19 protein-coding genes and 1 CRISPR repeat array are annotated in these 25,384 nt (G+C 67.8%); of the genes, 10 read left to right on the top strand and 9 right to left on the bottom strand.

What is annotated here, in order from left to right:
• Positions 1-51: 51 nt before the first annotated feature.
• The 6 genes from ACYQ2W_RS00095 (at position 52) to ACYQ2W_RS00070 (ending at position 5,494) form a co-directional block, all read left to right on the top strand.
• Positions 52-1,350 (top strand): motility associated factor glycosyltransferase family protein, encoded by a 1,299-nt coding sequence (locus ACYQ2W_RS00095; protein ID WP_459862160.1) that lies wholly within the window; start codon positions 52-54, stop codon positions 1,348-1,350.
• Positions 1,347-1,616, top strand: a complete 270-nt coding sequence (locus ACYQ2W_RS00090; RefSeq protein ID WP_459862158.1) for a hypothetical protein — start codon at positions 1,347-1,349, stop codon at positions 1,614-1,616. Before ACYQ2W_RS00095 ends, ACYQ2W_RS00090 begins: the two co-directional genes overlap by 4 nt.
• A 3-nt stretch (positions 1,617-1,619) precedes the next feature.
• Entirely contained in the window at positions 1,620-2,357 is a 738-nt protein-coding gene (locus ACYQ2W_RS00085) for a VOC family protein (protein ID WP_459862156.1), read from the top strand.
• Positions 2,358-2,573: 216 nt separating this feature from the next.
• Entirely contained in the window at positions 2,574-3,485 is a 912-nt protein-coding gene (locus ACYQ2W_RS00080) for an Rpn family recombination-promoting nuclease/putative transposase (RefSeq protein ID WP_459862154.1), read from the top strand.
• A gap of 167 nt (positions 3,486-3,652) precedes the next feature.
• Positions 3,653-4,738, top strand: coding sequence for a pseudaminic acid synthase (pseI, locus tag ACYQ2W_RS00075; protein ID WP_459862152.1), 1,086 nt, complete (start codon positions 3,653-3,655; stop codon positions 4,736-4,738).
• 153 nt (positions 4,739-4,891) lie between these two features.
• Positions 4,892-5,494, top strand: coding sequence for a Uma2 family endonuclease (locus tag ACYQ2W_RS00070; protein WP_459862150.1), 603 nt, complete (start codon positions 4,892-4,894; stop codon positions 5,492-5,494).
• Positions 5,495-5,750: 256 nt separating this feature from the next.
• Here the strand turns inward: ACYQ2W_RS00070 and ACYQ2W_RS00065 are convergent, their stop codons facing one another.
• The 8 genes from ACYQ2W_RS00065 to pyrC all read right to left on the bottom strand — a co-directional run bounded on the left by ACYQ2W_RS00065 (position 5,751) and on the right by pyrC (position 17,041).
• Positions 5,751-6,362 (bottom strand): hypothetical protein, encoded by a 612-nt coding sequence (locus ACYQ2W_RS00065; RefSeq protein WP_459862148.1) that lies wholly within the window; start codon positions 6,360-6,362, stop codon positions 5,751-5,753.
• 287 nt (positions 6,363-6,649) lie between these two features.
• Positions 6,650-8,914, bottom strand: a complete 2,265-nt coding sequence (locus ACYQ2W_RS00060; protein WP_459862146.1) for an HAD-IIIC family phosphatase — start codon at positions 8,912-8,914, stop codon at positions 6,650-6,652.
• Entirely contained in the window at positions 8,887-11,283 is a 2,397-nt protein-coding gene (locus tag ACYQ2W_RS00055; protein ID WP_459862144.1) for a glycosyltransferase family 4 protein, read from the bottom strand. Before ACYQ2W_RS00055 ends, ACYQ2W_RS00060 begins: the two co-directional genes overlap by 28 nt.
• 43 nt (positions 11,284-11,326) lie before the next feature.
• Positions 11,327-12,400 carry a UDP-2,4-diacetamido-2,4,6-trideoxy-beta-L-altropyranose hydrolase gene (gene pseG, locus ACYQ2W_RS00050; RefSeq protein WP_459862142.1) on the bottom strand — a complete coding sequence of 358 codons (1,074 nt, stop codon included), beginning with the start codon at positions 12,398-12,400 and terminating at the stop codon, positions 11,327-11,329.
• Positions 12,393-13,136: a cytidylyltransferase domain-containing protein gene (locus ACYQ2W_RS00045; protein ID WP_459862140.1), complete on the bottom strand. Its 744-nt coding sequence runs from the start codon at positions 13,134-13,136 to the stop codon at positions 12,393-12,395. Before ACYQ2W_RS00045 ends, pseG begins: the two co-directional genes overlap by 8 nt.
• A 4-nt stretch (positions 13,137-13,140) precedes the next feature.
• The gene (locus ACYQ2W_RS00040; RefSeq protein ID WP_459862138.1) at positions 13,141-14,073 is read right to left on the bottom strand and encodes an aldo/keto reductase; all 933 of its coding nucleotides are present in this window, start codon (positions 14,071-14,073) and stop codon (positions 13,141-13,143) included.
• 15 nt (positions 14,074-14,088) lie between these two features.
• Positions 14,089-15,993, bottom strand: coding sequence for a glycosyltransferase family protein (locus ACYQ2W_RS00035; protein WP_459862136.1), 1,905 nt, complete (start codon positions 15,991-15,993; stop codon positions 14,089-14,091).
• Between the two features lie 10 nt (positions 15,994-16,003).
• Entirely contained in the window at positions 16,004-17,041 is a 1,038-nt protein-coding gene (gene pyrC / locus ACYQ2W_RS00030) for a dihydroorotase (RefSeq protein ID WP_459862134.1), read from the bottom strand.
• A gap of 113 nt (positions 17,042-17,154) precedes the next feature.
• Between pyrC and ACYQ2W_RS00025 the strand changes: the two genes are divergently transcribed.
• Both ACYQ2W_RS00025 and ACYQ2W_RS00020 read left to right on the top strand, forming a co-directional pair.
• Positions 17,155-18,867, top strand: a complete 1,713-nt coding sequence (locus tag ACYQ2W_RS00025; RefSeq protein WP_459862132.1) for a putative bifunctional diguanylate cyclase/phosphodiesterase — start codon at positions 17,155-17,157, stop codon at positions 18,865-18,867.
• A gap of 283 nt (positions 18,868-19,150) precedes the next feature.
• Positions 19,151-19,939, top strand: coding sequence for a hypothetical protein (locus tag ACYQ2W_RS00020; RefSeq protein WP_459862131.1), 789 nt, complete (start codon positions 19,151-19,153; stop codon positions 19,937-19,939).
• A 212-nt stretch (positions 19,940-20,151) separates the two neighbouring features.
• On the opposite strand, the gene ACYQ2W_RS00015 is transcribed toward ACYQ2W_RS00020, so the two are convergent.
• Positions 20,152-20,436, bottom strand: a complete 285-nt coding sequence (locus ACYQ2W_RS00015) for a (2Fe-2S) ferredoxin domain-containing protein (protein WP_459862129.1) — start codon at positions 20,434-20,436, stop codon at positions 20,152-20,154.
• Positions 20,437-20,501: 65 nt separating this feature from the next.
• Between ACYQ2W_RS00015 and ACYQ2W_RS00010 the strand changes: the two genes are divergently transcribed.
• Positions 20,502-21,110, top strand: a complete 609-nt coding sequence (locus tag ACYQ2W_RS00010) for a DNA-J related domain-containing protein (protein WP_459862127.1) — start codon at positions 20,502-20,504, stop codon at positions 21,108-21,110.
• 284 nt (positions 21,111-21,394) lie between these two features.
• Entirely contained in the window at positions 21,395-22,030 is a 636-nt protein-coding gene (locus tag ACYQ2W_RS00005) for a flagellar brake domain-containing protein (RefSeq protein WP_459862125.1), read from the top strand.
• Positions 22,031-22,558: 528 nt separating this feature from the next.
• Positions 22,559-24,776: direct repeats of the CRISPR family, unit length 36 nt; unit sequence GCTTCAATGAGGCCCCGGCAAAATGCCGGGGAATAG.
• Between the last annotated feature and the right edge of the window lie 608 nt (positions 24,777-25,384).

Raw genomic sequence — 25,384 nt, 5'->3', positions numbered from 1 at the left:
GCCTCTTGGTGAGGTAGTATGAGGAGGCAACCGTTCACACCGGACGATACCGTGAGCCCGACGACGACGCCCTCCAACGCCCCTCATTACCAACGCTATCGAGATGCCATCCGGCGACGCTGGCCGGGACTCGCCAAGCGCCTGGAAGGTGTTACGGAGGCGGCGGCTCAATGGGTAGAGGACGGGCCGCACGGCGCCCTCACCGCCTCCGCCATCCATCTTTCCAGCGGCTTCGATCCGCAAGCCGAAGCCCGCCTCCAGGCCCGCCTGATCCCCGAACAGAGTGCCGAGGCGTGGGTTTACGGCGTTGGCAGTGGTGAGCTGCCGAAAGCGTTGCTTGCCCGTGATACGCTGCGCCGCCTCCATGTGGTCATCCTCAACCCCGCCCTGTTTCTCGCGATCCTCCACCACTATCCCGATCATGAATGGCTGGAAGACCCGCGGGTGGAACTCACCCTTGCGGATCACGAGCGCGCGCTGAACACCCCCTTCTGCGCGGTCCCCCCCGAACTGTTCCTCGCCGCCGATGGCGCCGCGCCGCTGCGCGACCGCATCCAGTTGGAACTCGACACCCTGCTGATCAACCGCCGCGTCAACGAGGAACAGGACCACTCCGGGCATATCGAGGAGAACCTCGCCACCGTCGCCGCGGACGGCGACGTGAGCGAACTCTTCGCGACCCGCCCCGCCGGTGCGGTCAGCATCGCCGCCGCCGGCCCCAGCCTCGATTTCCACTACGGCTTCCTCGCCCTGCCGCAACCGATCATCGCCGTCGACCGCGCCCTCAAGCTGCTGCTGAGCCGCGGCATCACCCCCGAGATCGTCGTCTCCATCGATCCCCACCCGCTGGTGACCGACTATCTCGACATCCCCGCCGAGCAGGCCGCTTCGATCACCCTGGTCTACTCGCCGACCATCCCCCCGGAGGCGGTAGCCCGCTGGCCAGGCCGGCGCCTCGCCGCCTACGGCGAAAGCGCGCTGTTCGATGAAGCCGCCGCGCGTCTGCCACGCGGCCGGCTCCATCAGGCGGGGAGCGTCATCCATCCGGCGGTGGACCTGGCGATCCAGATGGGCGCCCGCCATCTCCTGCTGTTCGGCGCGGACTTCTCCTTCCCCTACAACAAGCGCCACGCCAACGGCTCGATGGTCGCCGGCCCGCCGGAAGCGGTGGAGAGCGGCGCCTGGGTCCACGACTGGGAAGGCAAACGCGTGCCGACCCTGCCCAACCTGCGGGGCTATCTGCGTGACTTCGAAGACTTCATCGCCCGCCACCCGCAGGCGCGCTTCTACAGCTTCGGCGCGAAAGGCGCGCGAATCGCCGGCAGCCACCTGATCCGATCGACGTCATGAACGACAGCGAAATCCGAGTCGACGCCCTGTTGCACCAAGTGGCCTCCCACTTCCGCCTCGGCATGCAGGGAGCCGCCGCGGAGGGGCTGGTGCAGCTAATCGACCGTCTGCTGATGGAGCTTCAGAACGCACCGCTGCCGCCGCTACGGATCAACGAGCTGAGCGCCCTGCTCGGCGAGGTGCTGGCCGCCCAGCAGCGCCACGACCACCTCTACCTGGCCGACCTGCTGCAATACCGGTTGGCGCCGTTGCTTCCGCGAGGTTGATGAGTGATCCCCGATGACGACCTGTTCACCCGCCTCGGCATCCGCTACCTCGACCATGTGGCGGTCACCACCCCGGCGCTGGAGACGACCCTCGCCCACTATCTCGCCCTGCCCGACAGCCGGCTGCTGCGCGGCCCGGCGGAGAATCCCGCGCAGCGGGTGCGCTACGCCTTCGTCACGGTGGCCGGAACCACCTTCGAACTGCTCTCGCCGCTCGCCGACTCGCCGATCGCCCACCACCTGCGGCGCGGTGGCGGCGCCTACCACCTCTGCTACGCGGTCGACGACCTCGATGGCGCGCTGAACCAGGCGCTCGCCGGCGAGGCGCGGGTAATCGCCGCGGCGACGCCCGACCCCGCCTTCGACGGCCGTCGGGTCGCCTTCCTTCATCACCGCGCCCATGGGCTGTTCGAACTGGTCGAGGCGTACCCTCCCGGTGGGGCTCGACCGACCACTGCCATCGCCGCCGAAGCGCACGCCGATTCCGGCGAAGCGTCTCCCGCGGCCGATGACACCGCGCGCCGCCTGATACGCATCCTGAACAGACTCTTTCCCACCCTCGCCGCCAGTGAAGCGGAGCAGGCCGCCCTCGACCACACCGACGGCTGGGACTCCGCCAGCCATTTGGTCTTGATGATGGAGATCGAGAGCGAATTCGACCTCGACATCCCCACCGAACGGATCGCCGAGGCGACCGATTACCCGAAACTGATCGCACTGATAGAAAAGCTGGTCCGGTGAAAGCGGATTGGAAAGGGCTGCTGAAACCCGCGTAGGGCGCCCCGCGGGACACGCACCCCGACACCGTTTGACGACCGACGGCCGTGCCGCCCCTGGCACGGCGCGCACGGCACGCCCTATAATTCGGACCGCTCCGGACTCCCGGGCGATGCACATACGCGATATGAATTTCCGCCCGCGGCAGCGGCAACCACGCAATCGAACGAGGAGCCCGTCGTGCGCTTTCTCAACCCCAAAACCGACTTCGCCTTCAAACGCATTTTCGGATCCGGCGAAAGCCGAGACATCCTGATCTCTTTCCTCAATGCGCTGCTGGAACTCCGTCCCCCCTACCACCTGGTGGAAGTGGAGATCCTGGATCCTTATCTGGCGCCCAAGATCCAGGGGATGAAAGATACCTATTTGGACGTGCGGGTGCGCGACGGTGAGGGACGTCAGTACATCATCGAGATGCAGGTACTGAACGTGGCGGGTTTCGAGAAGCGGGTGCTTTACAACGCATGCAAGGCCTATGCGGGGCAGATCGGGCGTGGTGAGGACTACCACCTGCTGACCGACGTAATCGCTATCACCATCACCGACTTTCTGATGTTCGAAGCTCCGGCGGGACTGGTGAACAAATTCAAGATGCGCGGCGAGGAAGGACGGGTCTATGCGGACGACCTGGAGCTGGTATTCGTGGAACTGCCCAAGTTCACCAAGGAAGAGGAGGAGCTGGAGACGACGCTGGAGCGTTGGCTCTATTTCCTCCGACACGCCGGGGACCTGACCGCGGTGCCGAAGGGGCTGGAGATGGAGCCGGCGATCACCCACGCGTTTGCGATCGCCAACAAGGCGAATCTGACGGCGGAGGAGTTGGACGACCAGGAACGCCGAGAGATCTTCATTCAGGACCAGCGGGGTGCGCTAACCAAGGCACTGGAGACGGGAATGGCGAAGGGAATGGCGAAGGGAATGGAAAAAGGGATGGAGAAAGGGATGGAGAAAGGTCGCGAGGAGGGCCGAACGGAAGAGCGGGAGAGGATCGCGGCCGCATTGCTGGCGGTAATCCCCGACGATCAACTGATCGCGGAAAAGACCGGACTGTCACCCGAGACAGTAAGAAAAATGCGCACGACGACGCGATGAGGCGGGGGAGGGACATAGCGAATTCCAGCTCACGGCAACCTAGATGCTCCCGGGATCTCCTGCACTGTGGCGGTGTATTATATGGGTGCATGAATAGGGGAGCCGGAATGGGCGTCACGCCCCGTTTCGTCTTCGACCACCCCAACTAACGCAATCCGAAACGCCGCATGCCCTCACCACCATCCATCCATTCGGCGTCCACGTTACGTATCGCCGACCGCGTTGTCGGCCCCGGCGAGCCCCCGTTGGTCATCGCCGAGATGTCGGGCAACCATAACCGCTCCCTCGACCGTGCCCTGGCGATCGTCGACGCCGCCGCCAACAGTGGCGCCCACGCGGTAAAGCTGCAGACCTACACCCCCGAGACCATGACCCTCGATCTCGACCGCGGGGAGTTCTTCATCGACGACCCGGCCAACCCCTGGGCCGGACAGTCGTTGTACAAGCTCTACGGCGAGGCCAACACCCCGTGGGAGTGGCACGGCGCGATCTTCGAACGCTGCCGCGAGCGCGGTCTGCTCTGTTTCAGCAGCCCGTTCGACGAGACCGCGATCGACTTCCTCGAATCCCTCGACGCCCCCGCCTACAAGATCGCCTCCTTCGAGAACACCGACCTGCCGCTGATCCGCCGCGCCGCCGCCACCGGCAAGCCGCTGATCCTCTCCACCGGCATGGCCACCCCGGCCGAGCTGACCGAGGCGGTGGAGGCGGCCCGCGGCGCCGGCTGCACGGAGCTGATCCTGCTCAAGTGCACCAGCAGCTACCCCGCCCCGGCAGAGAACTGCAACCTGGCCACCATCCCCCACCTGCGCGAGCTGTTCGGCTGCCAGGTGGGGCTCTCCGACCACACCCTGGGGATCGGCGTGGCGGTGGCGGCCACCGCGCTGGGCGCGACGGTGATCGAGAAACACTTCACCCTGCGCCGTGCCGACGGCGGGGTGGACGCCGCCTTCTCCATGGAGCCTGCGGAACTGAAACAACTGGTGGAGGAGACGGCGCGGGCCGCCCGCGCCCTCGGCACCGTCCACTACGGGCCGGTGGGTGCCGAGGATGCGTCCCTCCAGCACCGCCGCTCGCTCTACATCGCCGAGGATCTGAAGGCCGGGGAGATCCTTACGGAGAAGAATCTGCGCCGCATCCGCCCCGGCCTCGGCTTGGCGCCGAAACACTACGAAACGGTTCTGGGGATGGCGGTGAGCCGCGACGTGGCGACGGGAACGCCGCTGAGCTGGGAGCTGCTGAAGCCCGCATAGGGCGCCCCGCGGGCGCCGACGCCGCTGGAGAACCAACCGCCGTGCCGGCCCTGGCGCGGCGCTCGCGGCACGCCCTATGAAAACCACCGGAGACGATGGATTAATATAGGCTTCGACGACTATTCTAGTGGCCACTCCAGGGAGACCCCGACCATGAGCGTACCGGCCCTCCAACTCGACCCCTACCTCAGCCCGCCGCTGGCCCGCCACCGCATCGACGTGGAGACCTACCACCGCATGGGGGAGGCGGGGCTGCTCCGCCCCGAGCAGCGAACCGAACTGATCGAAGGGGAGGTGATCGACATGGCGCCCATCGGCAGTCCCCATGCGGGGAACGTCAACTTCCTGCTCAACCGCCTCCTCGCCGCGATCGGCAGTCGTGCGATCGTCGCCGCCCAGAACCCGATCGTCCTCGGCCGCCACTCAGAACCCCAGCCCGACCTCTGCGTGCTGCGCCCGCGGGAGGACTTCTACATCGACGCCCACCCCACCGCCGCCGACGTGCTGCTGGCGGTGGAGGTCTCCGACACCACCCTCGCCTACGACCGCGGCGTCAAACTGCCGCTCTACGCCCGCCACGGCATCCCGGAATACTGGCTGGTTGATCTCACCGGCGGCCGGCTGGAGGCCCACCACACCCCGCGGGACGGCGAGTACCGTCACATGGACCTCTACCGCGACGAGCGGATCTGCCTGCAGGCGCTGCCCGAGGTGTGTATCGAGCTGGCGCCATTGCGCTTGACGAAGCCGAAGTAACCGCTGCGTCGATACCCGTGAAACGCACCGATCACTACGACGCCCCTTCACCCGACACCGGCAACGGACGCCCCGCGGGCGCCGACGCCCTCCTAGGAGGCTGTCGGACTTAGGATGAATCGGCCGCGGAAGCGGGATAGCGGCCCCACTTTTCCGGAAATTCTCGTCAAATAGCTCACTATTCTCCTCAAATTTCCGAAAAATTGGGACCACTCTCCCACTCCCGCAGCTCGATCCCCCTAAGTCCGACAGCCTCCTAGCCGACCGCTTCCGCATTGAGCAGGTCCATAGTCTCCTCGCCCATCGCCATGGCGTAGATCCCCTCGCGACTCAACAGTGCCACCGTTTCCTCCGGGATGGCGAGTGAAGAAAATATGGGAATCAGCCGCCGCCCCGCGTACTCCGGGAAATAGTCGAAGAACTCCCCGCTACGCAGGAAATCGACGAACTCCATCACATAGGTGGTTCGCGGCGTCGACTTGGTCTCGTTGAGGATCACCCGGTCGGCACACACCGCCACCACATCGAACTCCCGCCGCCGCGACGCATCCCCCGGCACTCGCTTCACCACTCGCGGGGCGAGCAGCTCCAATTCGGCACAGCCGAAATGCTCCCGCGCAATCCGCGGGATATTGGGCAGCACGATGTCCTCCACCACCGTCCCCATCTTATTGGCCAATTCTCCCCAACGCTTGTTGAGATCAGCCCGATCCTTACGCATCTCATCCTTGAACGCCTTCATCTCTCCTTTGAATTCGCGCATCTCGTTCGAGAGGCGCTGTATCTCGAGTTGAGTATTGAACTGGGCGTAGGCCATCTTTTCGAGGGCCAACTCCAAGTCGCTGACACGTTCGGCTACCTGAGGCACGGCGGCTCTCCACAATCACTGTATGAAACCATAGTGGATACTGTGCAAAAAGATAGCACTCGAACACCCGGGAGGCAATGTCGACACGCGAAAGTCCACTGCCGTATCCCCCCCGGCGGGTCGGATGGCAGGGAGTCCCGCCGGCGAACCGCTGCCTCCGTTTAACGTGCGCTATCGCTTATCCATCCCACGCCCGCCGACACCTGCATAGGGCGCCCCGGGCAGGCGCCGACACCGTGCGATGACCTACCGCCGTGCCGACCCGGGCACGGCGCGCGCGGCACGCCCTACACGAACCACGCCGGCCGTTCCAAGGTAGCCTGCGCCAACTCCGCCGACCAGTGCCCATCGCCCTCGTCGCGGAAACCGTGATCGGCATAGAGGGTACGCACCGGCATGTTGCGCGGCGTCTCGACGATCTCCCCTTCCAGCCGCGCCGCCCCCCGCGCCCGCGCGCGGGCCGCCAACTCCGCCAGCATCGCCGTCTCCACCCCCCGGCCGAGCACCCGACAGGAAAGCAGAAACGTGTCGACCATCGCCCGTGTCGGCCCGGGGAAACGGAGGATCGCCAGACCGATGATCTCCTCCCCGCCGAAGCGATCGGCCAACCCCACCGCCACCACCTCGCCGCCCTCGGCGAGGATCGCTTGCAACTCCCGTTCGCCATGGCGGCGGGTGGTCGCGTTGAACTGGTTGGTCTTCGCCAGCAACTGGAGGATACGCTGCCAATGGACGGGCTCGGCACCGTAGAAGGAGAGGCGCATGGCCAGCGAGGCGAGGAACGCCTGACGGTCGGCGAAGCGCCCTTCCTCGCGGCGCAGGGTGGCGCGGTGGCGGTACTGCTCCGCCCGCCGGCGGTCCTCGGCGGTCAGCGCGAAGGCGGCCAGCATCGGCAGGTCGGCGAGGAACGCCGGCCACGCCGCGGGATCTGCGGGCAGCTCCGGCACCACCACCTCGGGCAACGCGGCACGCACCTCGGCCCGCTCCGCCGGGTTGTCGTCGAGAAAGAGCAGGGAGCCGAGCCCGAGCCCCACCTCCTCAGCCAGTTCGGCGAGGTTCTGCGGCTTCGGCGACCAGTTGATGCGCATCGCCACGAACTCCTCCGGTCGCAGCACCATGCCGGGGTGCTCGCGCAGCGCCTCCAGCGCCACCGCCTCGCTGTTCTTGCTGGCAATCGCCAGCGCCACGCCCCGCTCATGCAGCCGCTTCAGGTAGTGCTGGAATGCCGAAAACAGCGAGCCGGGGTGGTCGCCGCCGAGACGGATCCCCGCCAACCCGTCGTCGCCCACCACACCGCCCCACAGGGTGTTGTCCAGGTCGAGCACCACCAGCCGCGCGGCGCGCCCCTCCCAGGCGAGCATCGCCCCGAGCAGCCGGCGGCAGAGCGCCTTGACGAACTCGCCATGGAACGGCGCCCGCCCGAGGTGCCAATACTTGCTCGGATCGGCGCGCCGCGCGCCGAACTCGGCGACCAGCGCGGAGAGCGCCACCAGCCGGCAGTCGGCGAGCCCCGCCAGCCCCTCGCGCAGCCGCCGGTTGAGGCGCTCCAACAGGGCGGCCAGCGCCCCCTCGTCGCCCGCCTCCAGGGAGTCGGGGGCGGGGCGTACCGGGGCGAGGTCGAGGACCAGGAAGCGGCCGGCGAAGCGCCCCCGCGCCGCGGCGATCTGCGCCAGGTAGTCGTCGAGACGTGCCGCCAGCGCCGCCTCGGCGCCGGCCGCAGCGCAGTGGTGGGGCCCCTCCAGCAACTCCTCGAAGCGCTGGCAGAAGACCAGATAATCCGCCTCCGCCAACCCCGTGTCCCCCTCGGCCAGCGCCATCCGCCACTGGCCGAAGGGGAGCCGGACCACCCGGCTCGGCCCCGCCGCCGCGGCCGCGCTCTCCACCTCGAAGGGGGCCGCCGCCAACCCCCAGTTGGCGTCGCCGAGCAGCGCCACCCGGCGGGGCGCCGGGGCGGGCGCGGCGCCAGCCCCGGCGACCGCCGCGTCGGCCGGGGTCAGCGCCATCACCACCAGCTCGTCGCGCCCGCCCGCACGCTCCACCGGCTTTCGCGCCACCTCGCGGAAGCCGAAGCGGCGATGCAGCGCCAGCACCGGCGCATTGCCGGCCAGGGTCTCGCAGAGCAGTCGCCCGAGCCCCAGCCCCGCGAAGGCGTGGCGTACCGCCACCTCCTCCGCAACGAGCCAGCGGTGCATCCGCCCGGCGCCGTCGTGCCGCGCCATGTCGGTGAGATAGAACCCCCACCACCCCTCGCCCGCCGTCGCCCCATCGGCAGGAAGGTCGCCGGCGGGAAGGTCGTAATAGTTGATCACCGCCAGCGCCTCGCCATCGCGCTCCAGCAGGTACCAGCGGCGGGTGGGGTCGGCCTTCACCCGCGCCCACCACGCCCGGTGCTCCTGCGCGCCGATCTCATGGTCGTTGATCATGCTGCGGCGCACCTCCGGATGGTTGCGCCAGGTGAGCAGCCGCGGCTGATCGGCGTCCGTCGCCGGACGCAACTGGTAGTCGCCGTAACGCCCCTCCGCGCTCACCCGCTCCGCTCCGCCAGCGAGCATTCGATCTCCCGCTCCATCCGCGCCACATAGGCGCGGGGATCGGTGCGCCGGGCGTGGGTCTCCACCGCCGCCTGCGACCACTCGCGGTAGAGCGCCGGATCGGTGAGCAGGCGCACCGCCCGCTCGACGTAGCCCTCCACATCGCCCGCCGTCACCGCCCGCTCGACGCCGAAGTACTCGCCGCCGTAACGCGCCTGGGGGATGCCCGCGGGATCGTACATGGTGACGATCGGCAGCCCGGCGGCCATCGCGTCGAGCAGCGCCAGGCCGCTGCCGAGGGGGAATTCGTTGAGGTAGAGGTCCATCGCCCGGGTGTACTGGGTGGGGTCGGCGGCAAAACCGATCGGGATGACCCGGTCGGCCACGCCGTAGGGGGCGAAGCGCGCCTTGAACCCCGGCACGTCCCGCACCTCTCCGATCGGCAGGTAGACCGCCTCGGGCACCTGCTGGAGAATCCGCGCAAAGGCATCGACCACCCCGGAGGTAAGCCGCGCCTCCAGGTGGTTGGAGACGGTGGTCATGATCCGGATCCCGTCCGAAACGCCGAAATCGCGCTTGGTGAACGGGGCCGGCGACCACTCCTCGCGCACATCCACCACGAAGGGGTTGGCGACGACCCGCTCACCCAGCGAGCGGTGGAAGTCGGCGCGCCCTCGCGCGCCCTGCTCGCTGCTCGCCAGGATCAGGTCGAAGCCGCCATAGGGGGGAAGCAGATGGTGGTCGAAGAACACCTTCAATGGCACCTCGCACAGCCGCGAGGCGAGCAGATTGATCTCGTCGGGGCCGTGGAACACCGCCACGTCCACCGCCAGCTCGGCGAGAAAATCGGCCAGCTCCTCCGCGGACTCCTCGAACCGCCCCCGCCCGTCCAGGCTGTAGGCGGTCACCCCCATATTCCCCCACTGCGCCAGGGTCTCGCCGGCCCGCTCACTGGAGGGAGCGGAGGTGATCCGGGGAATCGGATAGAGTCCCTGACGCTCCACCAGCAGCTCGGTGGAGAGCACCGCGACCTCGTAGCGGGCGTGATCGTGGTGCTTGATCACCGTGCGCAGCAGCCGCGACGGCGCATGTCCACCGTCCACCACCTGGGGGGTGACATGGAGCAGCCGCAGCCGCTCCCGGCCCGCGGGGATCCGCCGCGGCGAGCGGCGCGGCCGCAGCGCGTCCAGTTGCCGCTTCAGCCGGTCGACCGCCGGCGGCCCCAGCGAGCGCCCGGCCGGCACCTCCCCCTTGTGGGAATCCCGCCAGTGGTGCTGGTGATCGGTCGTGCGGATCGCCAGCTCCCGGCTCGGCCCCAGCCGCCGATACCTGCGCGCGGCGACGATCTTCCGCCCCAGCCGGTAGAGCCAGTCGCCCGCCGGGGTATCGACCGGGGAGGCGGCATCCTCCAGCGCGGCGGCGACCGCCTCGGCGAGCAGCCCGGCGTGAGCCGCCATGACCGGGCAGGGGGTGAGCGGAAGCGGCGCGAAACGCCCCCCCTCCCACCCCGCCGGTCGGGCCGCCCACTGGGCCAGCGGGTAGGCCTCCAGCACCAGCACCCGATGGGCCGGATCGAGCAGCGCCTCGACCACCGCCGGAAACTGGAGCGCCTGCATCAGCTCGGTCCGCTCGACGAAAAGCAGCAGCGCCGGCCGTCCCTCCAGCGGCGCCAGCACCTCCGCCCAGTCGAGTTCCCACAATTCCATCAGCAGCAGCGGGATCCCGGTCGTCGTCTCGGCCACCCATTCGGCCGCCCGCCGTGCCGAATCGTCCGGCGCGAAGCTGAAAGGGAGAAATGGCGGCGCGTCGTCGTCGAGCGCGGGCAACAGCTCGGGCCGCGCCGCACGCAGACGCAACCGACCGTCGAGGATCGACAGCATCCGCGCCGTGGAGTCGCGCAGCGGCGGCGGCGTACGCTCCAGCACCCACGCCCGCTGGGCCGGCTCCAATCGCCGCCCCAGACGCTCCATCAGCCAATACCCCAGCTCCGGAAAGCGGATCGAGCTGTGCTCCAGGGAGAAGCCGGCGGCGAGTTCGGCGGAGATCTCGCCGCTGGCCACGATGGCGGCGATCCGCTCGTAGGCGAGGGTGCTCACCCCGGGCAGGAGGTCGTAGGTCAGGCGGCCGTCGCCGGAGCGCTGGCGGTACGCCTCCAGCCAACCCTGGATGCGGTGGGCATGGACCGGCCCGCCGAACAGCATCCCGTCGAGGTATTCCGCGAACAACCGCCCCAGCCCCGCAGTGCCGCAGGCCTCGTCGTAGCACGACTGCGGCGTCGGCAGGGCGAGGCGTGCGGCGGCGAGCCGGTCGCCCGCGGCGTAGGCCGCCAGGATCGCATCTTGATTGCCGCCGCTCATCGTCCCCCCGTCATCCGCACCATCCGCCACCATCCCGCCCCCCTTGCCACTGCGTAGCGCCGCATGATAACAAGCATCACACCCCCGCCAGCAGGAGATCGGCCACCCCGTCGGCCCCCCGCCAGCCGGCCATCACCGCCGCCGAACGCTCGCCCAGCGCCACCACCCGCGCCGGATCGGCCAGCAGCCCCTCGACGGCAGCGCGGATCGCCTCCGCGGAGACCGTCGCATGCCACCCCAGGGATTCGATCGCCCCGCGGCGGGCGAGCACCCCGGCCACCTCGCGCTGGTTCTCCGCGGTGATCACCGCCACCGTCGGCAACCCCACCGCACAGCGTTCCAGATAGGAGGCGCCCACCGCGCCTAGCGCCAGATCGGCCGCGCCCATGCGCCGCGCCATGTCCTTCACCTGCACCGCCAGCTCCGCCGCGGGGTGCTCCGCGCAGAGCCGGCGTAGCGCGTCGAGGTAGGGGTTGGCGGCGCCGGCGACCACCTCCAGCGCCACCCCCTCCAGCCCCTGCAGGGCTCGCAGCGCCTTGGTCGTCTCGTCGGTGGGGTCGGTGCCGCCGAAAAAGAGCTGGATCCTCCGCACCCGACCGTCGCGCCGCCGGCGCGCCCTTCGCTCGCGCAGGAAATCGGGGCGCAGCAGCGCATGGGCGGGGCCGAGCAGCGGCCGACACCCCGCCGGCAACCGACCGGCGTAACGCGTCTCGGGCGCCTCGTAGAGATTCTGGTCGAGCAACAGGTCGCAGGCGTGGTCGCGGTCCGCCAGGTCATCGATCGCCAGCAGCCGCTCCACCCGTCCTCTCACCGACCGTTCCCAGGAGGCGTCGAGGCGGTAGTGGTCCACCACCAGCGCCGCCGGGCGAAAGTGGCCGAGGAGCGCCAGGGTACCCAGCGCATCGCGCCGACGGGCCAGCTCCAGCGCCTCCCCGCGGGGGCCACCGGCATCGAGGGCCGGCTCGCCGGGCAACCATTGCAGCCGGCGTCCATCCACCAGCCGCGCGGCACCGTCGTCGTGGGCGGCGCAGAGGAATAGCGACTCCGCCCCCCGCTCGCGCAGCCGCTCGGCCAGGGTCAGGCAGCGCATCAGGTGGCCGGTCCCGATGGCCTGCGAGGCGTCGACCCGGAAGAGGATCCGTTTAACCATAGGTGGCCCGATAGAGCGCCTCGTTCTCCCGCGCCAGCACCTCGTCCTCGCGCACCAGGCGCACCGCATCGAAGAGCGACACCAGCTCACCGGGGCGATGCAGGCGACGGTAGATCTCGCGCATGAACTCCAGGTCGCGCTGGGTATCGATGGAAAATTTGAAGCGCCCCGCCAGGCGCGGATCGGGGGCGACGAAACGGGTCTTCAGCTCACGCCAATGGTCGCGGGCGTAGGCCACCACATGCTCACGGGCGCGAGGGTGGTCGGCGGCCCGCTCACGGCTCCAGAGGAGCGTTCGCAGGGCGACCGCCTCGGCCCCCTGCTGCGCGTGGGGGCCGCTTTCCGGCGGCCACAGCACCAGGTCCGCATCCTCCTCGCGCAACGCCTGAACCTCCCGGGCGATCTCCCCGGGATCCACCAGCGGGGCGTCGCCGCAGAGGCGGATCAGGTACTCCGCCCGCGCCCGCTCGGCGGCATCGATGAAACGTTGCAGGACGTTCTCCTCGGAGCCGCAGACGGGGGTTACCCCCATCTCCCGCGCGTAGCGCACCAGCCACCGGTCGTCCGGCGCCCCGGTGGTGGCGAGCACCACCTCGTCGACCCCCGGGATCGCCTGTGCCCGCGCCAGCACGTGGTGGATCAGCGGCAGCCCGGCCAGCTCCTCCGCCATCTTCCGCGGCCGGCGGGTGGAGCCCATGCGCGCCTGGACGATGGCGACCGTGCGACCCGCAGCCATCGACCTACGGAATCCCCCAGAACCGCGGATCGATCACTTCGGGTTCGCCCACCGCCAGTCCCTCGGCCTCACCCAGCGCCGCCTCACCCAGCCCCTCCCCGGCCGCCACCCGCAGGGCGAACTCCAGCTCCGAGCGCCCGCCGACCCCCACCAGCACCACCCCCGGGAACCGCTGATCGAGGCAGAAGCGCAGCGCGCACTCGGCCAGTCCCCGCCCCCGGGCCTCGGCCCAGCGCGCGGCCCGCTCGGCCGCCTCGCGCAGCGCACCCAGATGGGCGGGCAGGTGATCGCGACGATCGGTCAACGCCCCCTTGAGGAAGGCCGAGCGGATCATCAGCGCCGTACCGTTGGCCGCCGCCGCCGGCGCCACCTCGGCGGCCATGCGTCGATCCAGCAGGTTGAAAGCTACCTGCACCGCCGCCAGTTCGGGATCGTCCACCGCCGCCCGCGCCGCCTCCACCCCGTAGACCGAGGCCCCCAGCCGCTCCACCCAGCCCCGCGCCAGCGCATCACGCAGCGCACCGCGCAGCAGCGGATCGCACAGGTCGGCGGGCTCGGCGTTGTGCATCTGCAGCAGCTCGATGCGGTCGCGGCCCAGGCGGGCGCGGCTCTCGTCGATGGAGCGCAGGATCGCCGCCCGGCGCTCGCCGGCGGGCAGCCCGCGGAACGCCTCCACCTTGGTGGCGACCACCAACGACTCGCCGCGGCCGCGCAGCGCCTCACCGACGATCGCCTCGCTCGCGCCGTAGCCGGGAGCGGTGTCGAACAGGTTGATCCCCGCCTCCAGCGCGGCGTGGATCAGCGCCACCGCCGCCGCCCGCGGTGGGCGCCCCGCCTCGCCGGGGCGACGGATGCCGTACTCCACCCCCAGCTCCACCGTCCCCAGGGCGAGCCGCGCGAGCCGCCGGCCGAGCGCATCAATGTCGTGATATTCCAATCCCACCTCCCCCGCTCACCCGAGTGCGGGCTCGATCTCGGCGACCCGTCGATCGTGCCCGACCGCCGTCGCCTCGTCGCCCGCCGCCCGGTAGCGCCCGGCCAGTTCCCGGTGCAGCGAGGCATTGTCCGGAAACAGCGCCAGGGCTTGCGCGCCGAACTCGAACGGCGCCACCTCGGCCGCCAGATAGCGGTAGCAGTGCCAGCGGATGAAATCGCGGTAGACCCCGCCGACCGCCGCGGCATCGGCGCCGTGGCGGAGCAGCGGGATCTCCAGCAGTGCGGTCCGCGCGTCGTGGTACTCCCGCGGCGAGAGGTAGGCCGGCTGGAGTTGGCTGTTGAAGATCAGCGCCGGGTCATCGAGGTCTTCCCCATCATCGGCCGCCTCGGCCGACGTCAGCATCTCACGCACCCGCGCCTCGTCGACCCCGCCGCCGTGGAGCTGGGCGGCGAAGCGGTTCCAGCGCCCGAGCAGGGTCTGCGGGACCCGCTCCCCGAGATAGTCGACGAGCGCACCGATGCCGCGCGAGACCCGCCCGGCGAGGGCCGGGTAGGGGCGCAGCAGCCCCTCCAACTCGGCCGCTTGGTACCACTCGAACAGCCGCGGCAGCACGGCGAGGAGGTTGTTGTCGCGCACCGACGGCGCGCTCTCCAGGATCGACGGCAGCGACAGCACCACCAGCCGCGAAATCGCGGGGTTTTCGTAGTGCCAGTAGAGCTGGCCGACATGGAACAGCGACGCCTCCTCCGAGGGACGGGTGGTGAAATCGAAATCGATGCTCGCCACCGCCCGGATCATCTCCTCGTAGAGCCGGTCGTAGCCGTAGCGCTCCTCCAGGAACTGCTGGCCGGCGCAGGCGATCCGCGCCACCTCCTGCGGCGCTTCGAGCAGCCCCAGCAGGCGCTCCTCGAAGTTCTCCAGATCGAAGGAGACGTAGTGCTCGCCGTCGACGAAGTAGTCGTCGAGGGAGACGTCGAAGGGGTAGTCGGCGGTGGACAGCTGGAAGAGCAGCGCGCCGGCGTTCATCACCTCGCAGGTGCGGTAGTTGTAGGGACCGTGGAAACCGACCACGTTCAGCGAGATGCGGCTATCGCGCAGCAGTTCCAGGTACTCCCCCTTCTCCAGGCCCGAGGCGAAGACGATGCGGTAGCGCTCCCCGTAGTGCTCGGCGAACGCCTTCGCCCGCTGGTAGACCCGGGCGCGGAAATTGCCGTAGTAGGACCCGACGCCCGCGCCGAAGGTGATCGAGACGTCGATCGACTTCTCCTCCTTCGGCTGGATCACATCCCCCAGCGATCCCCAGTTGAGGCCGAACGGCAGATCGACGATGTGGGCCGAATCGAAGGCGGCGACCAGCGGAGTGAACCGGGTGGAGAGCGGCAGCACCACGTCGAACACCTCGCAGACGTGGCGAATCACCCCACGACGGAACATGTGGCACAGGCCCGCCACCGTCGGGATCGGCGCCCGCTCCAGACCGAGCGGAATGTGGTGCTCGCCGTCGACCTGGTTGTCCCAGAAGAGGTGGGGCTCGAACCCCTCCGGCAGCCGCGCCATGATCTCTTCGAAACGATCCGAGAAGGGGTTCCAGTAGACCCGGTCGACCCGCGGGTCGTCGCGCATCCCGGAGAGGGAGACCACGTCGGCGACCCGCAGCAAACCGAAGGTATGGAAATTGGGAAAGGTCTCGAAGTTCATCGCGCCGATGAGAAAGCGCGGCCGCTCGAAGGAGAGTCTCCCGGCGTTGCGGATGCGGAAGCGGTTGTACTGCTCCAGCACCGGGAAGTAGCGGGGGAACCGCGCCACCATCTGGCGGTACTGGGAGTCGATGCCGTTGAGGACGTTCTCCTGTATCCCGTCCATCCCCTCCAGCTCCGCCAGCTGACGGAGGATCTGATCGACCTGGGCCTGCGGATCCATGGCGCGCCCCCTATTCCGCGTCCGCCAGCCGCCAGGCCAGGGACTCCCCGGCGCGCAGCGGCACCACGGTATCGGCGCCGAACGGATAGCTCTCCGGCACGCGCCACGCCACCTTTTCCAAAGTGATCGTTCCGCGGTTGCGCGGCAAGCCGTAGAAATCGGGACCATGGAAGGCGGCGAACGCCTCCAGCTTCTCCAGGCAGCCGGCCTGCTCGAACGCCTCGGCATAGAACTCGATCGCCCCGTGGGCGGAGTAGATGCCGGCGCAGCCGCAGCCGCACTCCTTCGCCCCGCGGGCGTGGGGGGCGCTGTCGGTGCCGAGGAAGAAGCGCGGGCTGCCACCCTGGACCGCCTCGATCAGCGCCTGGCGGTGCTCCTCGCGCTTGAGCACCGGCAGGCAGTAGTGGTGGGGACGGATCCCGCCCTGGAAGATCGCGTTGCGGTTCATCAGCAGGTGCTGCGGGGTGATCGTCGCGGCCACCCCGTCGCGCGCCTCCGCGACCAGTTCGGCCGCCTCGCGGGTGGTGATGTGCTCCAGCACCACCTTGAGCCCGGCGTGGCGCTCGATCAGCGGGATCAGCCGGCGGTCGAGAAAGACCCGCTCGCGGTCGAAAACGTCCACCGCCGGCTCGGTCACCTCACCGTGGACCGCGAGCGGCATGCCGACCTCCGCCATCGCCTCCAGGGTCGGCGCCACCCGCTCGAAGTCGGTCACCCCCGAGTCCGCGTTGGTGGTCGCCCCCGCCGGGTAGAGCTTCACCGCGAATACCACCCCGCTCTCGGCGGCGCGGCGGATCTCCGCCGGCACGGTGTTGTCGGTGAGGTAGAGGGTCATCAGCGGGGTGAAGCCGCTCTCCTCCGGCAGGGCGGCGAGGATGCGGGCGCGGTAGGCCAGCGCCTGGGCGGTGGTGGTCACCGGCGGACGCAGATTGGGCATGACGATGGCGCGGGCGAAGCGCCGCGCGGTGTGGGCCACCACCGCGGCCATGGCGGCGTCGTCGCGCAGATGGAGGTGCCAGTCGTCGGGGCGGGTGAGGGTCAGGCGCATGGCGGCTCCTGCATGGGTCACTGGGGGCATTGAACGGCCATTATGCCATGCAGTGGCGACGGCCCGCCGATCTCCTTAGAATGGACCGTTCGGTAGAAACACGGACGATACGGATGTTCCACAGGCCCGCCCGCGCCGCCAGCTTCGACAGCGCCTTCTTTCAGCTCCCCGACACCCTGCTGGTCACCATGGACTACGCAGGCCGGGTGGAGCGGCTGAGCGTCGGCCTGCTGGAGGTGATGGGCTACGACCCGGAGCAGTTCCACGGCACCCCCTTCGTCGAGATCGTCCACCCCGACGACCGCGAGGCCACCACCGCCCGCCTGCGCGAACTGGCCGAAAAGGGCGAGACTGCCCGCTTCCCCGCCCGCTGCCGCCACGGCGACGGGCGCTACGTGGGGCTGATCTGGAACGCCGCGGCGAGCGCCGAGGAGGGGCTGATCTACGCCTCCGCCCACCCTACCGCGATGTCGCTCACCGACGACGAGGCGACCGTCCCCGACGCCTACCTCGACGGTCTCACCGGCCTGCCCAACCGTTCCCTCTTCCTCGACCGGGTGGAGCACACCTGGCAGCGCTCACGGCGCCGCGGCGACGTCCGCTTCGCCGTCCTCCAGGTGGGCCTCGACCGTTTCAAGCTGATCAACGAAAGCCTCGGCCACCGCCTCGGCGACCTGCTGCTGAGCCACGTCGGCAACGCCCTGCGCAGCGTGATCCGCCCCACCGACATGGTGGCGCGCCTCGGCGGCGACGAGTTCGCCCTGCTGCTCGAGGACATCCGCGACGCCAGCTCCACCCTGCGCGTGGTGCAGCGCATCCAGGAGCGCCTCACCCTCCCCTTCACCCTTCACGAACACGAGGTGCATACCAGCGTCAGCATCGGCATCGCCGTCAACCACCCGGACGAGGGGAGTGGCGAAGGGGGCGCCGACGAGACCCCCGACCAGTACCTGCGCGACGCCGACATCGCCATGCACCGGGCGAAGAAGCGCGGCGGCGCCGGCTACGTGGTCTTCGATCCGCAGATGCACGACCAGGCGGTGCGCCGCCTGAAGCTGGAGATGGACCTGCGCAAGGCGGTGGATCTGGGCCAGCTGGAGGCCTTCTACCAGCCCATCGTGCGCCTCGCCGACGGCCGCCTCAACGGCTTCGAGGCGCTCGCCCGCTGGCGTCATCCCGAACAGGGCCTGATCTCGCCGGTGGAGTTCATCCCGGTGGCCGAGGAGAGCGGCCTGATCGCCCCCATCGGTCACTGGATGATCGGCGAGACGTGCCGCCGCGCCGCCCGCTGGGACCGCGACTTCCCCGACCACCCGCCGCTCACCGTCAGCGTCAACCTCTCGCCGCGCCAACTGATCCGCCGCGAACTGGTGCCCGAAGTGGAGGCGCTGCTGGAGGCGAGCGGCTTCCCCGCCGAGCGGCTCAAGCTGGAGATCACCGAGAGCGCGGTGCTGGAGGACGCCGACGCCTCGCTGGCCCAGCTCAACCGCCTCAAGGGACTCGGCATCCGCCTCTCGCTGGACGACTTCGGCACCGGCTACTCCTCGCTCAGCTACCTCCACCAGCTGCCCATCGACGTGCTCAAGGTGGACCGCTCCTTCGTCAGCGGAGTGGACGGCGACGGCCACCACCGTGGCTTCGTCGAGACCATCATCGGACTGGCCCGCCACCTCGACCTGGAGGTGATCTGCGAAGGGGTGGAGAGCGAGGAGCAGGCGCGCATCCTGCGCGAGATGGGCTGCGACTACGCCCAGGGCTTCCTCTACTCCCGCCCGGTGGCCGAGAACGAGGCGCGCATCCTGATCGCCAGCGGGGTGGGCTCCTGACGTCGCCCACCCCGTATTGCCCCTATAGGGCGGGCCGCGCCCGCCGCGGCATCGAACCCCGGTACTCGTCCCGTGCCGGCACAAAGCTCCCGACGGGCACAGACCACCTCGTCGACCTGAAATCGTGAAGGTGATGAAGGAAGAGCATGAAATCGACGTATCTCATCCCTTCATGTTCCATCTTCATGCCTTCCATGGTTAATCTCCCCACCAGTACGGTTAATCTTCCCCACCCGGTTTGTGGCAAAATCCACCGGCACTGAACCGCGGAGAATATTTGCAGATGAAACGATTCCTGGTCATCGGCGCCACCGGCGTCGCCGGCAGCGCCGGCATCGAGGCGATTCGCCAGCACTACGGCACGGAGGCCCACGTCACCGCCCTGTGGTACGGCCGCGGCGAGCGCGACCAGCTGGTGGAGGGGGCCGACCTCACCCTCTACGGCGACATCAGCGACCCCGCCTGCCTCGACCAGATCGCAGCGCAGGCCGGCGAGCAGTTCGACTGGTGCCTTTACGCCACCGCGCTGGGCGACGTCGGCTTCCCCTCCGACGAGGCGAGCGCCGAGCAGATCGCCGACTCCAACCGCCTCTCCTTCGACCCGCTGCCGGTCCTCGAAGAGCGCTTCGCGATCGGCACCTTCATCGGCTACTCCACCTTCTACAATCTGGCCCACCAGAAGATCACCTACGGCGCCATGGCCCACTCCAAGCGGGCGATCGAGGAGTGGACCCTGGCCGAGGGCAAGAGCCGCCGGGTCTGCCTGCGCGCCGGCGCCTTCCGCTCCGCCTCCAGCCAGGGGATCAAGCTGCTGGTGCGCCGCCGCGCCAAGGAGCTGGCCGCGTCCACCAACCCGCTGCTGCGCAGCTTCTTCGAGAACCAGAAGCCCTCGGTGGCGGTGGAACGGCTGGAGCGGGCGGTATTCGAGGAGGAGCGCGCCACCTATGAAGACACCGGCACCGACAAGAGCAGCCTGATCACCGCCCACCTGAAGATCTTCGCGGGCGAGGGCCCCTTCGTGAACGTCTGCGGCCGCCACATCTGGACCTCCAAAGAGGCGCTGCCTCTTTAGAGCATTTGAGGGTGAAGGGCGTAGAGTGCGCCTTCCGCGATTCAACACGGTGCCTTCGTTCGACACGGCGCCCACGGGGCGCCCTATAGGGCGCCCCGTGGGCGCCGTGTCGAACGAAACTGCCACTGAAAAACCCACTCCGGGAAAACAGGCGGGATGACGGTCTTCTCCCTCCTTCATGCTGAAAAACCTACGCGTGGATTGGTACCACCCTACGACTCCTCTTCCGCCGCCGCGGCCAACCGGTCGACGATGACCGGAATCTGCTCCTCGGTCACCCCCTCGAAGAAGGCGCCGCCGGGGGCGATGCGCACCACCGGGCCGGTGAGGCAGCGGCTGAAGCAGCGGATCGGCTCCACCTTCACCGCCAGCCCGCGACGCGCCACCTCCGCCTCCAGCCGCTCCAGCAACCCCTCGCTGCCGCGTCCGCCGCAGGAAGCCTCGTCGGTAAAGCGCCGGTGGATGCACACCAGCAGCGTCGTCTTCATCTTCGCCATCCCCGCCCCTCCGTGCCATCCTATCCCCTGATTTGGTGACGCAGAGACGCGAGAGCAACCCCAGGATGAACGATACGGCAACCCACCTCCACGACGCCTACTTCGACCGGCTGGGCGAACTCCTGCTCGACGAACTGCGCCGTTTCCCGCCGGGGCGCAACGAGCTGCAACTGATGCGTCGGCTGGAGGCCGAGGCGCTGCCCGGCTTCACCGGGCGCCCCGAGCCGGGCGACTCCCTGGCGCTGTTCCGTGCCCACTTCCTGCTCTTCCACGCCCTCTACCGGCTGCGCGAGCGGCTGGTGGCGAGTGGCGACGCGGGGCTGGAGATCCACTGCATGAACAGCCGCCTGCTGCCCCTCGGTGCGGGGGAGCAGGCGCTCGCCCACCACGACCCGTTGCGCGACTACTACCTCGACCTCAACCAACTGGCGGAGACCGACCGCGCCGGGGTGGAGGCGATGCTCCAGGGGTTCTGGCTCCGGCAGCGGGCCCGCGAGCGGCGCGGCGAGGCGCTGGCGGTGCTGGAGCTGGAGGAGCCGGTGCGTTTCGACGAGATCAAACGCCAATACCGCCGCCTCGCCGCCCGCCACCACCCCGACCGCGGCGGCGACAAGGCCCGCCTGCAGGCGATCAACGCCGCCATGTCGACTTTGCAGAAACTCTACACGCCCTGACAGGGAACGCGGAGGACGCAGAGGCGCAGAGACGCGGAGATAAAGAGGTGAAGGCCCCTTGGCGCAAGGTGCACCTCGACGCGAAAACGAGCCCCGCGAAACCGGTCTGTCTCTCTTTTCTCCGCGTCTCCGCGTCTCTGCGTCCTCCGCGTTGATCATCCCAAGCCGAACCGATGCGTGGAAGCTTTCGCGGCGAGTCACGGAAAGCGCGCCATGAATAACGGTTTGCATTACAATTCGGAGGGGAAACGCACACACTGGCCCGCACGAACTCCGGAGGCGCCATGAGCAATGAGAACAAGGAGCAGGCGGTCGATCTCGGCACGTTGATCCAAGTGGAGGTGGGGGGGCTCAACTCCCGCCTGCCGACCCACCTGATCGGCATCGAGCCGGGACGCTACTGGATCCTGCGTACCCCGGACAAGATCGTCCGCGGCGACTACCCGCTCTCCTCCGGCGATTTCGTGGTGCTGCGCTACCTGTGGGAGGGGACCGCCTACGCCTTCCGCGCCGAGATCCTTGCCTTCAACAACCACCCCGACCGGCTGATGTTCATCGCCGCCCCCAAGGAGGTGGCGGAGCTGAGCCTGCGCGCGATGGAGCGGCTCACCGCCCTGCTGCCGGCCCGGCTCGGCATCGCCGAGCGGCGACTCAACGGCGCGCTGGAGAACATCAGCAAGAGCGGCTGCCGCTTCGTCACCCGCAAGGAGCAACTGGAGGAGAGCGGTATCCAGCCGGAGAAGGGGACGGAGGTGGCCATCGAGTTCGCGGTCACCGGCCTGGAGGGGCTGCAGCAGATCCCCGGCACGGTATGCAACGTCGACCACCCCACCGACCGCTGGTACCTGGGGATCAAGTTCGCCCCCTTCACCCACGAAGAGCAGCACCGGGCGGTGGAGCGGGTATTAAGCTCACGCTGACACCGCGTCCTCCGCGGCTCGACGCCTCCGCCGTGCCGAAAAGACCCCGAACAGACCACCCTTCAACGCGATCCGGCCCTCTATAGGACGACGTGCCACCCCGGCGGAAGCCGGGGTATGGCGTTGGCGACGTGTGAACTACGTGCTGCGATCGATCGATAGCGCCGCGCCCCACTGTAGGAGCGGCCCCTAGGCCGCGATCACGACGGAGTGAGGCGCCTCGTTTTGGCAACCGGCAGGAACGGACACGACGCCATCGCGGCCTAGGAGCCTGTCGGACTATGGATGAATCGGCCGCGAAAGCGGGATGGCGGCCCCGCCCTTTTCCGAAAATCCTCGTCAAATAGCTCACTATTCTCCTCGAATTTTCGAAAAATTGGGGCCGCTCTCCTGCCCTCCCGCGACTCGATCCCCCATAGTCCGACAGGCTCCTAGGGGCCGCTCCTACATTCGAGGAGTGTCACAACAGCCAACTCAACCACAGCCATAGCATTCGCCTCGGGCTTGGCCGCGGGCGATGAGGTCATCACTTCTATGAGGCCCCTGAAAAATGCCGGGGAATAGGCTCGCGGCGGCCGGCCCTCGGTGATCCTGTGCGGCACGCTTCAATGAGGCCCCGGCAAAATGCCGGGGAATAGCGGGGCGGAAATCGACTCGTTCTCTACCTACTCGGGTAGGCTTCAATGAGGCCCCGGCAAAATGCCGGGGAATAGCTGGTAGGTGCGCTGACGGCGGAGTATGCCGCGCAATGCTTCAATGAGGCCCCGGCAAAATGCCGGGGAATAGAACATCAACGCCAAGCTGAGGCAACAGTGATGCGCGGGCTTCAATGAGGCCCCGGCAAAATGCCGGGGAATAGAAAACGTTACCCGTCCACGCGGTCGCCCGCGGGTGGGCTTCAATGAGGCCCCGGCAAAATGCCGGGGAATAGATACAGAGACTAGAACGCTCCGTAGACCTAGCCACTGAGCTTCAATGAGGCCCCGGCAAAATGCCGGGGAATAGTGCACGGCTACCTGACCTTCAGTTTGAACTCGGGCGCTTCAATGAGGCCCCGGCAAAATGCCGGGGAATAGCACCCCCTGGCGGCGCAGGGCGCGGTTGGTTATCGCGCTTCAATGAGGCCCCGGCAAAATGCCGGGGAATAGGGCAGACTGGACCACAAAGACCTCGCCGGCCGCGCGGCTTCAATGAGGCCCCGGCAAAATTCCGGGGAATAGCTAAACGATCCGTGGTTCCGCTGGACCGTGATCGAGCTTCAATGAGGCCCCGGCAAAATGCCGGGGAATAGCCCCACGAAAACAGGGAAGACCACCAGAACCCGAAGGCTTCAATGAGGCCCCGGCAAAATGCCGGGGAATAGGCGCCCAAGGCCGCCACCGTATCGGCCGCCAAACCGCTTCAATGAGGCCCCGGCAAAATGCCGGGGAATAGCTTTCAGGTCGAGCCAAATACTCACGCCGACCTGTACGAGCTTCAATGAGGCCCCGGCAAAATGCCGGGGAATAGTGCACTCTCCAGCCCCGTCCCAGATCGCCCGCAACAAGCTTCAATGAGGCCCCGGCAAAATGCCGGGGAATAGCAAATCTACCCTGCGAAAGCGCTCCTTGAAGCGTGCATGCTTCAATGAGGCCCCGGCAAAATGCCGGGGAATAGTCACCCACGACGGGGTTGCCTACTGCGTCCTCGTCGCTTCAATGAGGCCCCGGCAAAATGCCGGGGAATAGATCGTAATTATATGTAATATCGACTCTAGTGCATTTCCGCTTCAATGAGGCCCCGGCAAAATGCCGGGGAATAGACGTCCAAGTTCGCACTCTTCGGATTTAACTTCTAACAGCTTCAATGAGGCCCCGGCAAAATGCCGGGGAATAGCTTTAAATGGCTACTTAGATAGCTTTAGGGAATCGAGCTTCAATGAGGCCCCGGCAAAATGCCGGGGAATAGGACACCATGGCCGACTTCCTGGACAACGTTTCCGACGCGCTTCAATGAGGCCCCGGCAAAATGCCGGGGAATAGGCAATGGGCCGGACGACCACATACCGGAGTTCTGCGGCTTCAATGAGGCCCCGGCAAAATGCCGGGGAATAGCTCTACCACAGACTATGTGCTGGCGGCTGGGTGGGAGCCGCTTCAATGAGGCCCCGGCAAAATGCCGGGGAATAGACCGCCGTCGTGCTGGATGACGCCGACGTAAAAGACGCTTCAATGAGGCCCCGGCAAAATGCCGGGGAATAGCGCGGAACCGCCCTCGGTGATCGTACCGGAGTAGGCGTCGCTTCAATGAGGCCCCGGCAAAATGCCGGGGAATAGCGAAGTCGCCGAGCGATATGGTGCAGCCATGAAACTTGCTTCAATGAGGCCCCGGCAAAATGCCGGGGAATAGGCGCGCGGCGACCTCCAGGACATCGCAAACGTCAAGCTTCAATGAGGCCCCGGCAAAATGCCGGGGAATAGGGACGTACGAGACATGCTCGAATCGCTACTCAAATCGCTTCAATGAGGCCCCGGCAAAATGCCGGGGAATAGATAAAGCTTGCGGAACAGGAAGTTGAGCGTGCTAAGCTTCAATGAGGCCCCGGCAAAATGCCGGGGAATAGCCCCGATGGGCGTCATATCCTCGGCGCCACCAAGGGCTTCAATGAGGCCCCGGCAAAATGCCGGGGAATAGGATCACCTACGGCAGTATAAGCAATTCTACGCCCCAGGCTTCAATGAGGCCCCGGCAAAATGCCGGGGAATAGGGACCCTTTTGAAGCCCTTGCGGGGCAAGGGTTTCAGGGCCATTTTGCGAGCGGTCCCTGTCGGCGAAAAAGTTATCCACAGAAAACGCCCCTTCCAACCGTTTGGCAACAACCGTTTTCGTCTTTATTTTCAAAGAGCTGGCGTTTTGCGAGCGGTCCCCCCGGGATGGCGTCATCACTGGACCGCTCGCAAACGGGCGGCGGATCGGGCCGCCGTCCGGAGAGGAAGGCGGCAGGCGCCCTCCGCCCATGCCCGCTCCGGGTCGATGCCGGAGCGTGGGATTCATGGTGAAGGAATCTGGGGTGGACGGCAAGCCCACCACACTCTCCATACGGGAATCGATCTTGGGCACGGGATTCGGCGCCCGAATTACGTGTTGCGATCGACCGATAGCGCCGCTATTCGCTGTAGGAGCGGCTCCTAGGCCGCGACGGCGCCACGTCCGTTCCTACCGCTTGCCAAATCGAGGTGCCTCACTCCGTCGTGATCGCGGCCTAGGAGCCTGTCGGACTATGGGGGATCGAGTCGCGGGAGTGGGAGGGCGGCCCCAATTTTTCGAAAATTCGAGGAGAATAGTGAGCTATTTGACGAGGATTTTCGGAAAAGT

This window comes from Endothiovibrio diazotrophicus, from assembly GCF_054657215.1.
This window is presented reverse-complemented; position numbering and strand designations above follow the sequence as displayed.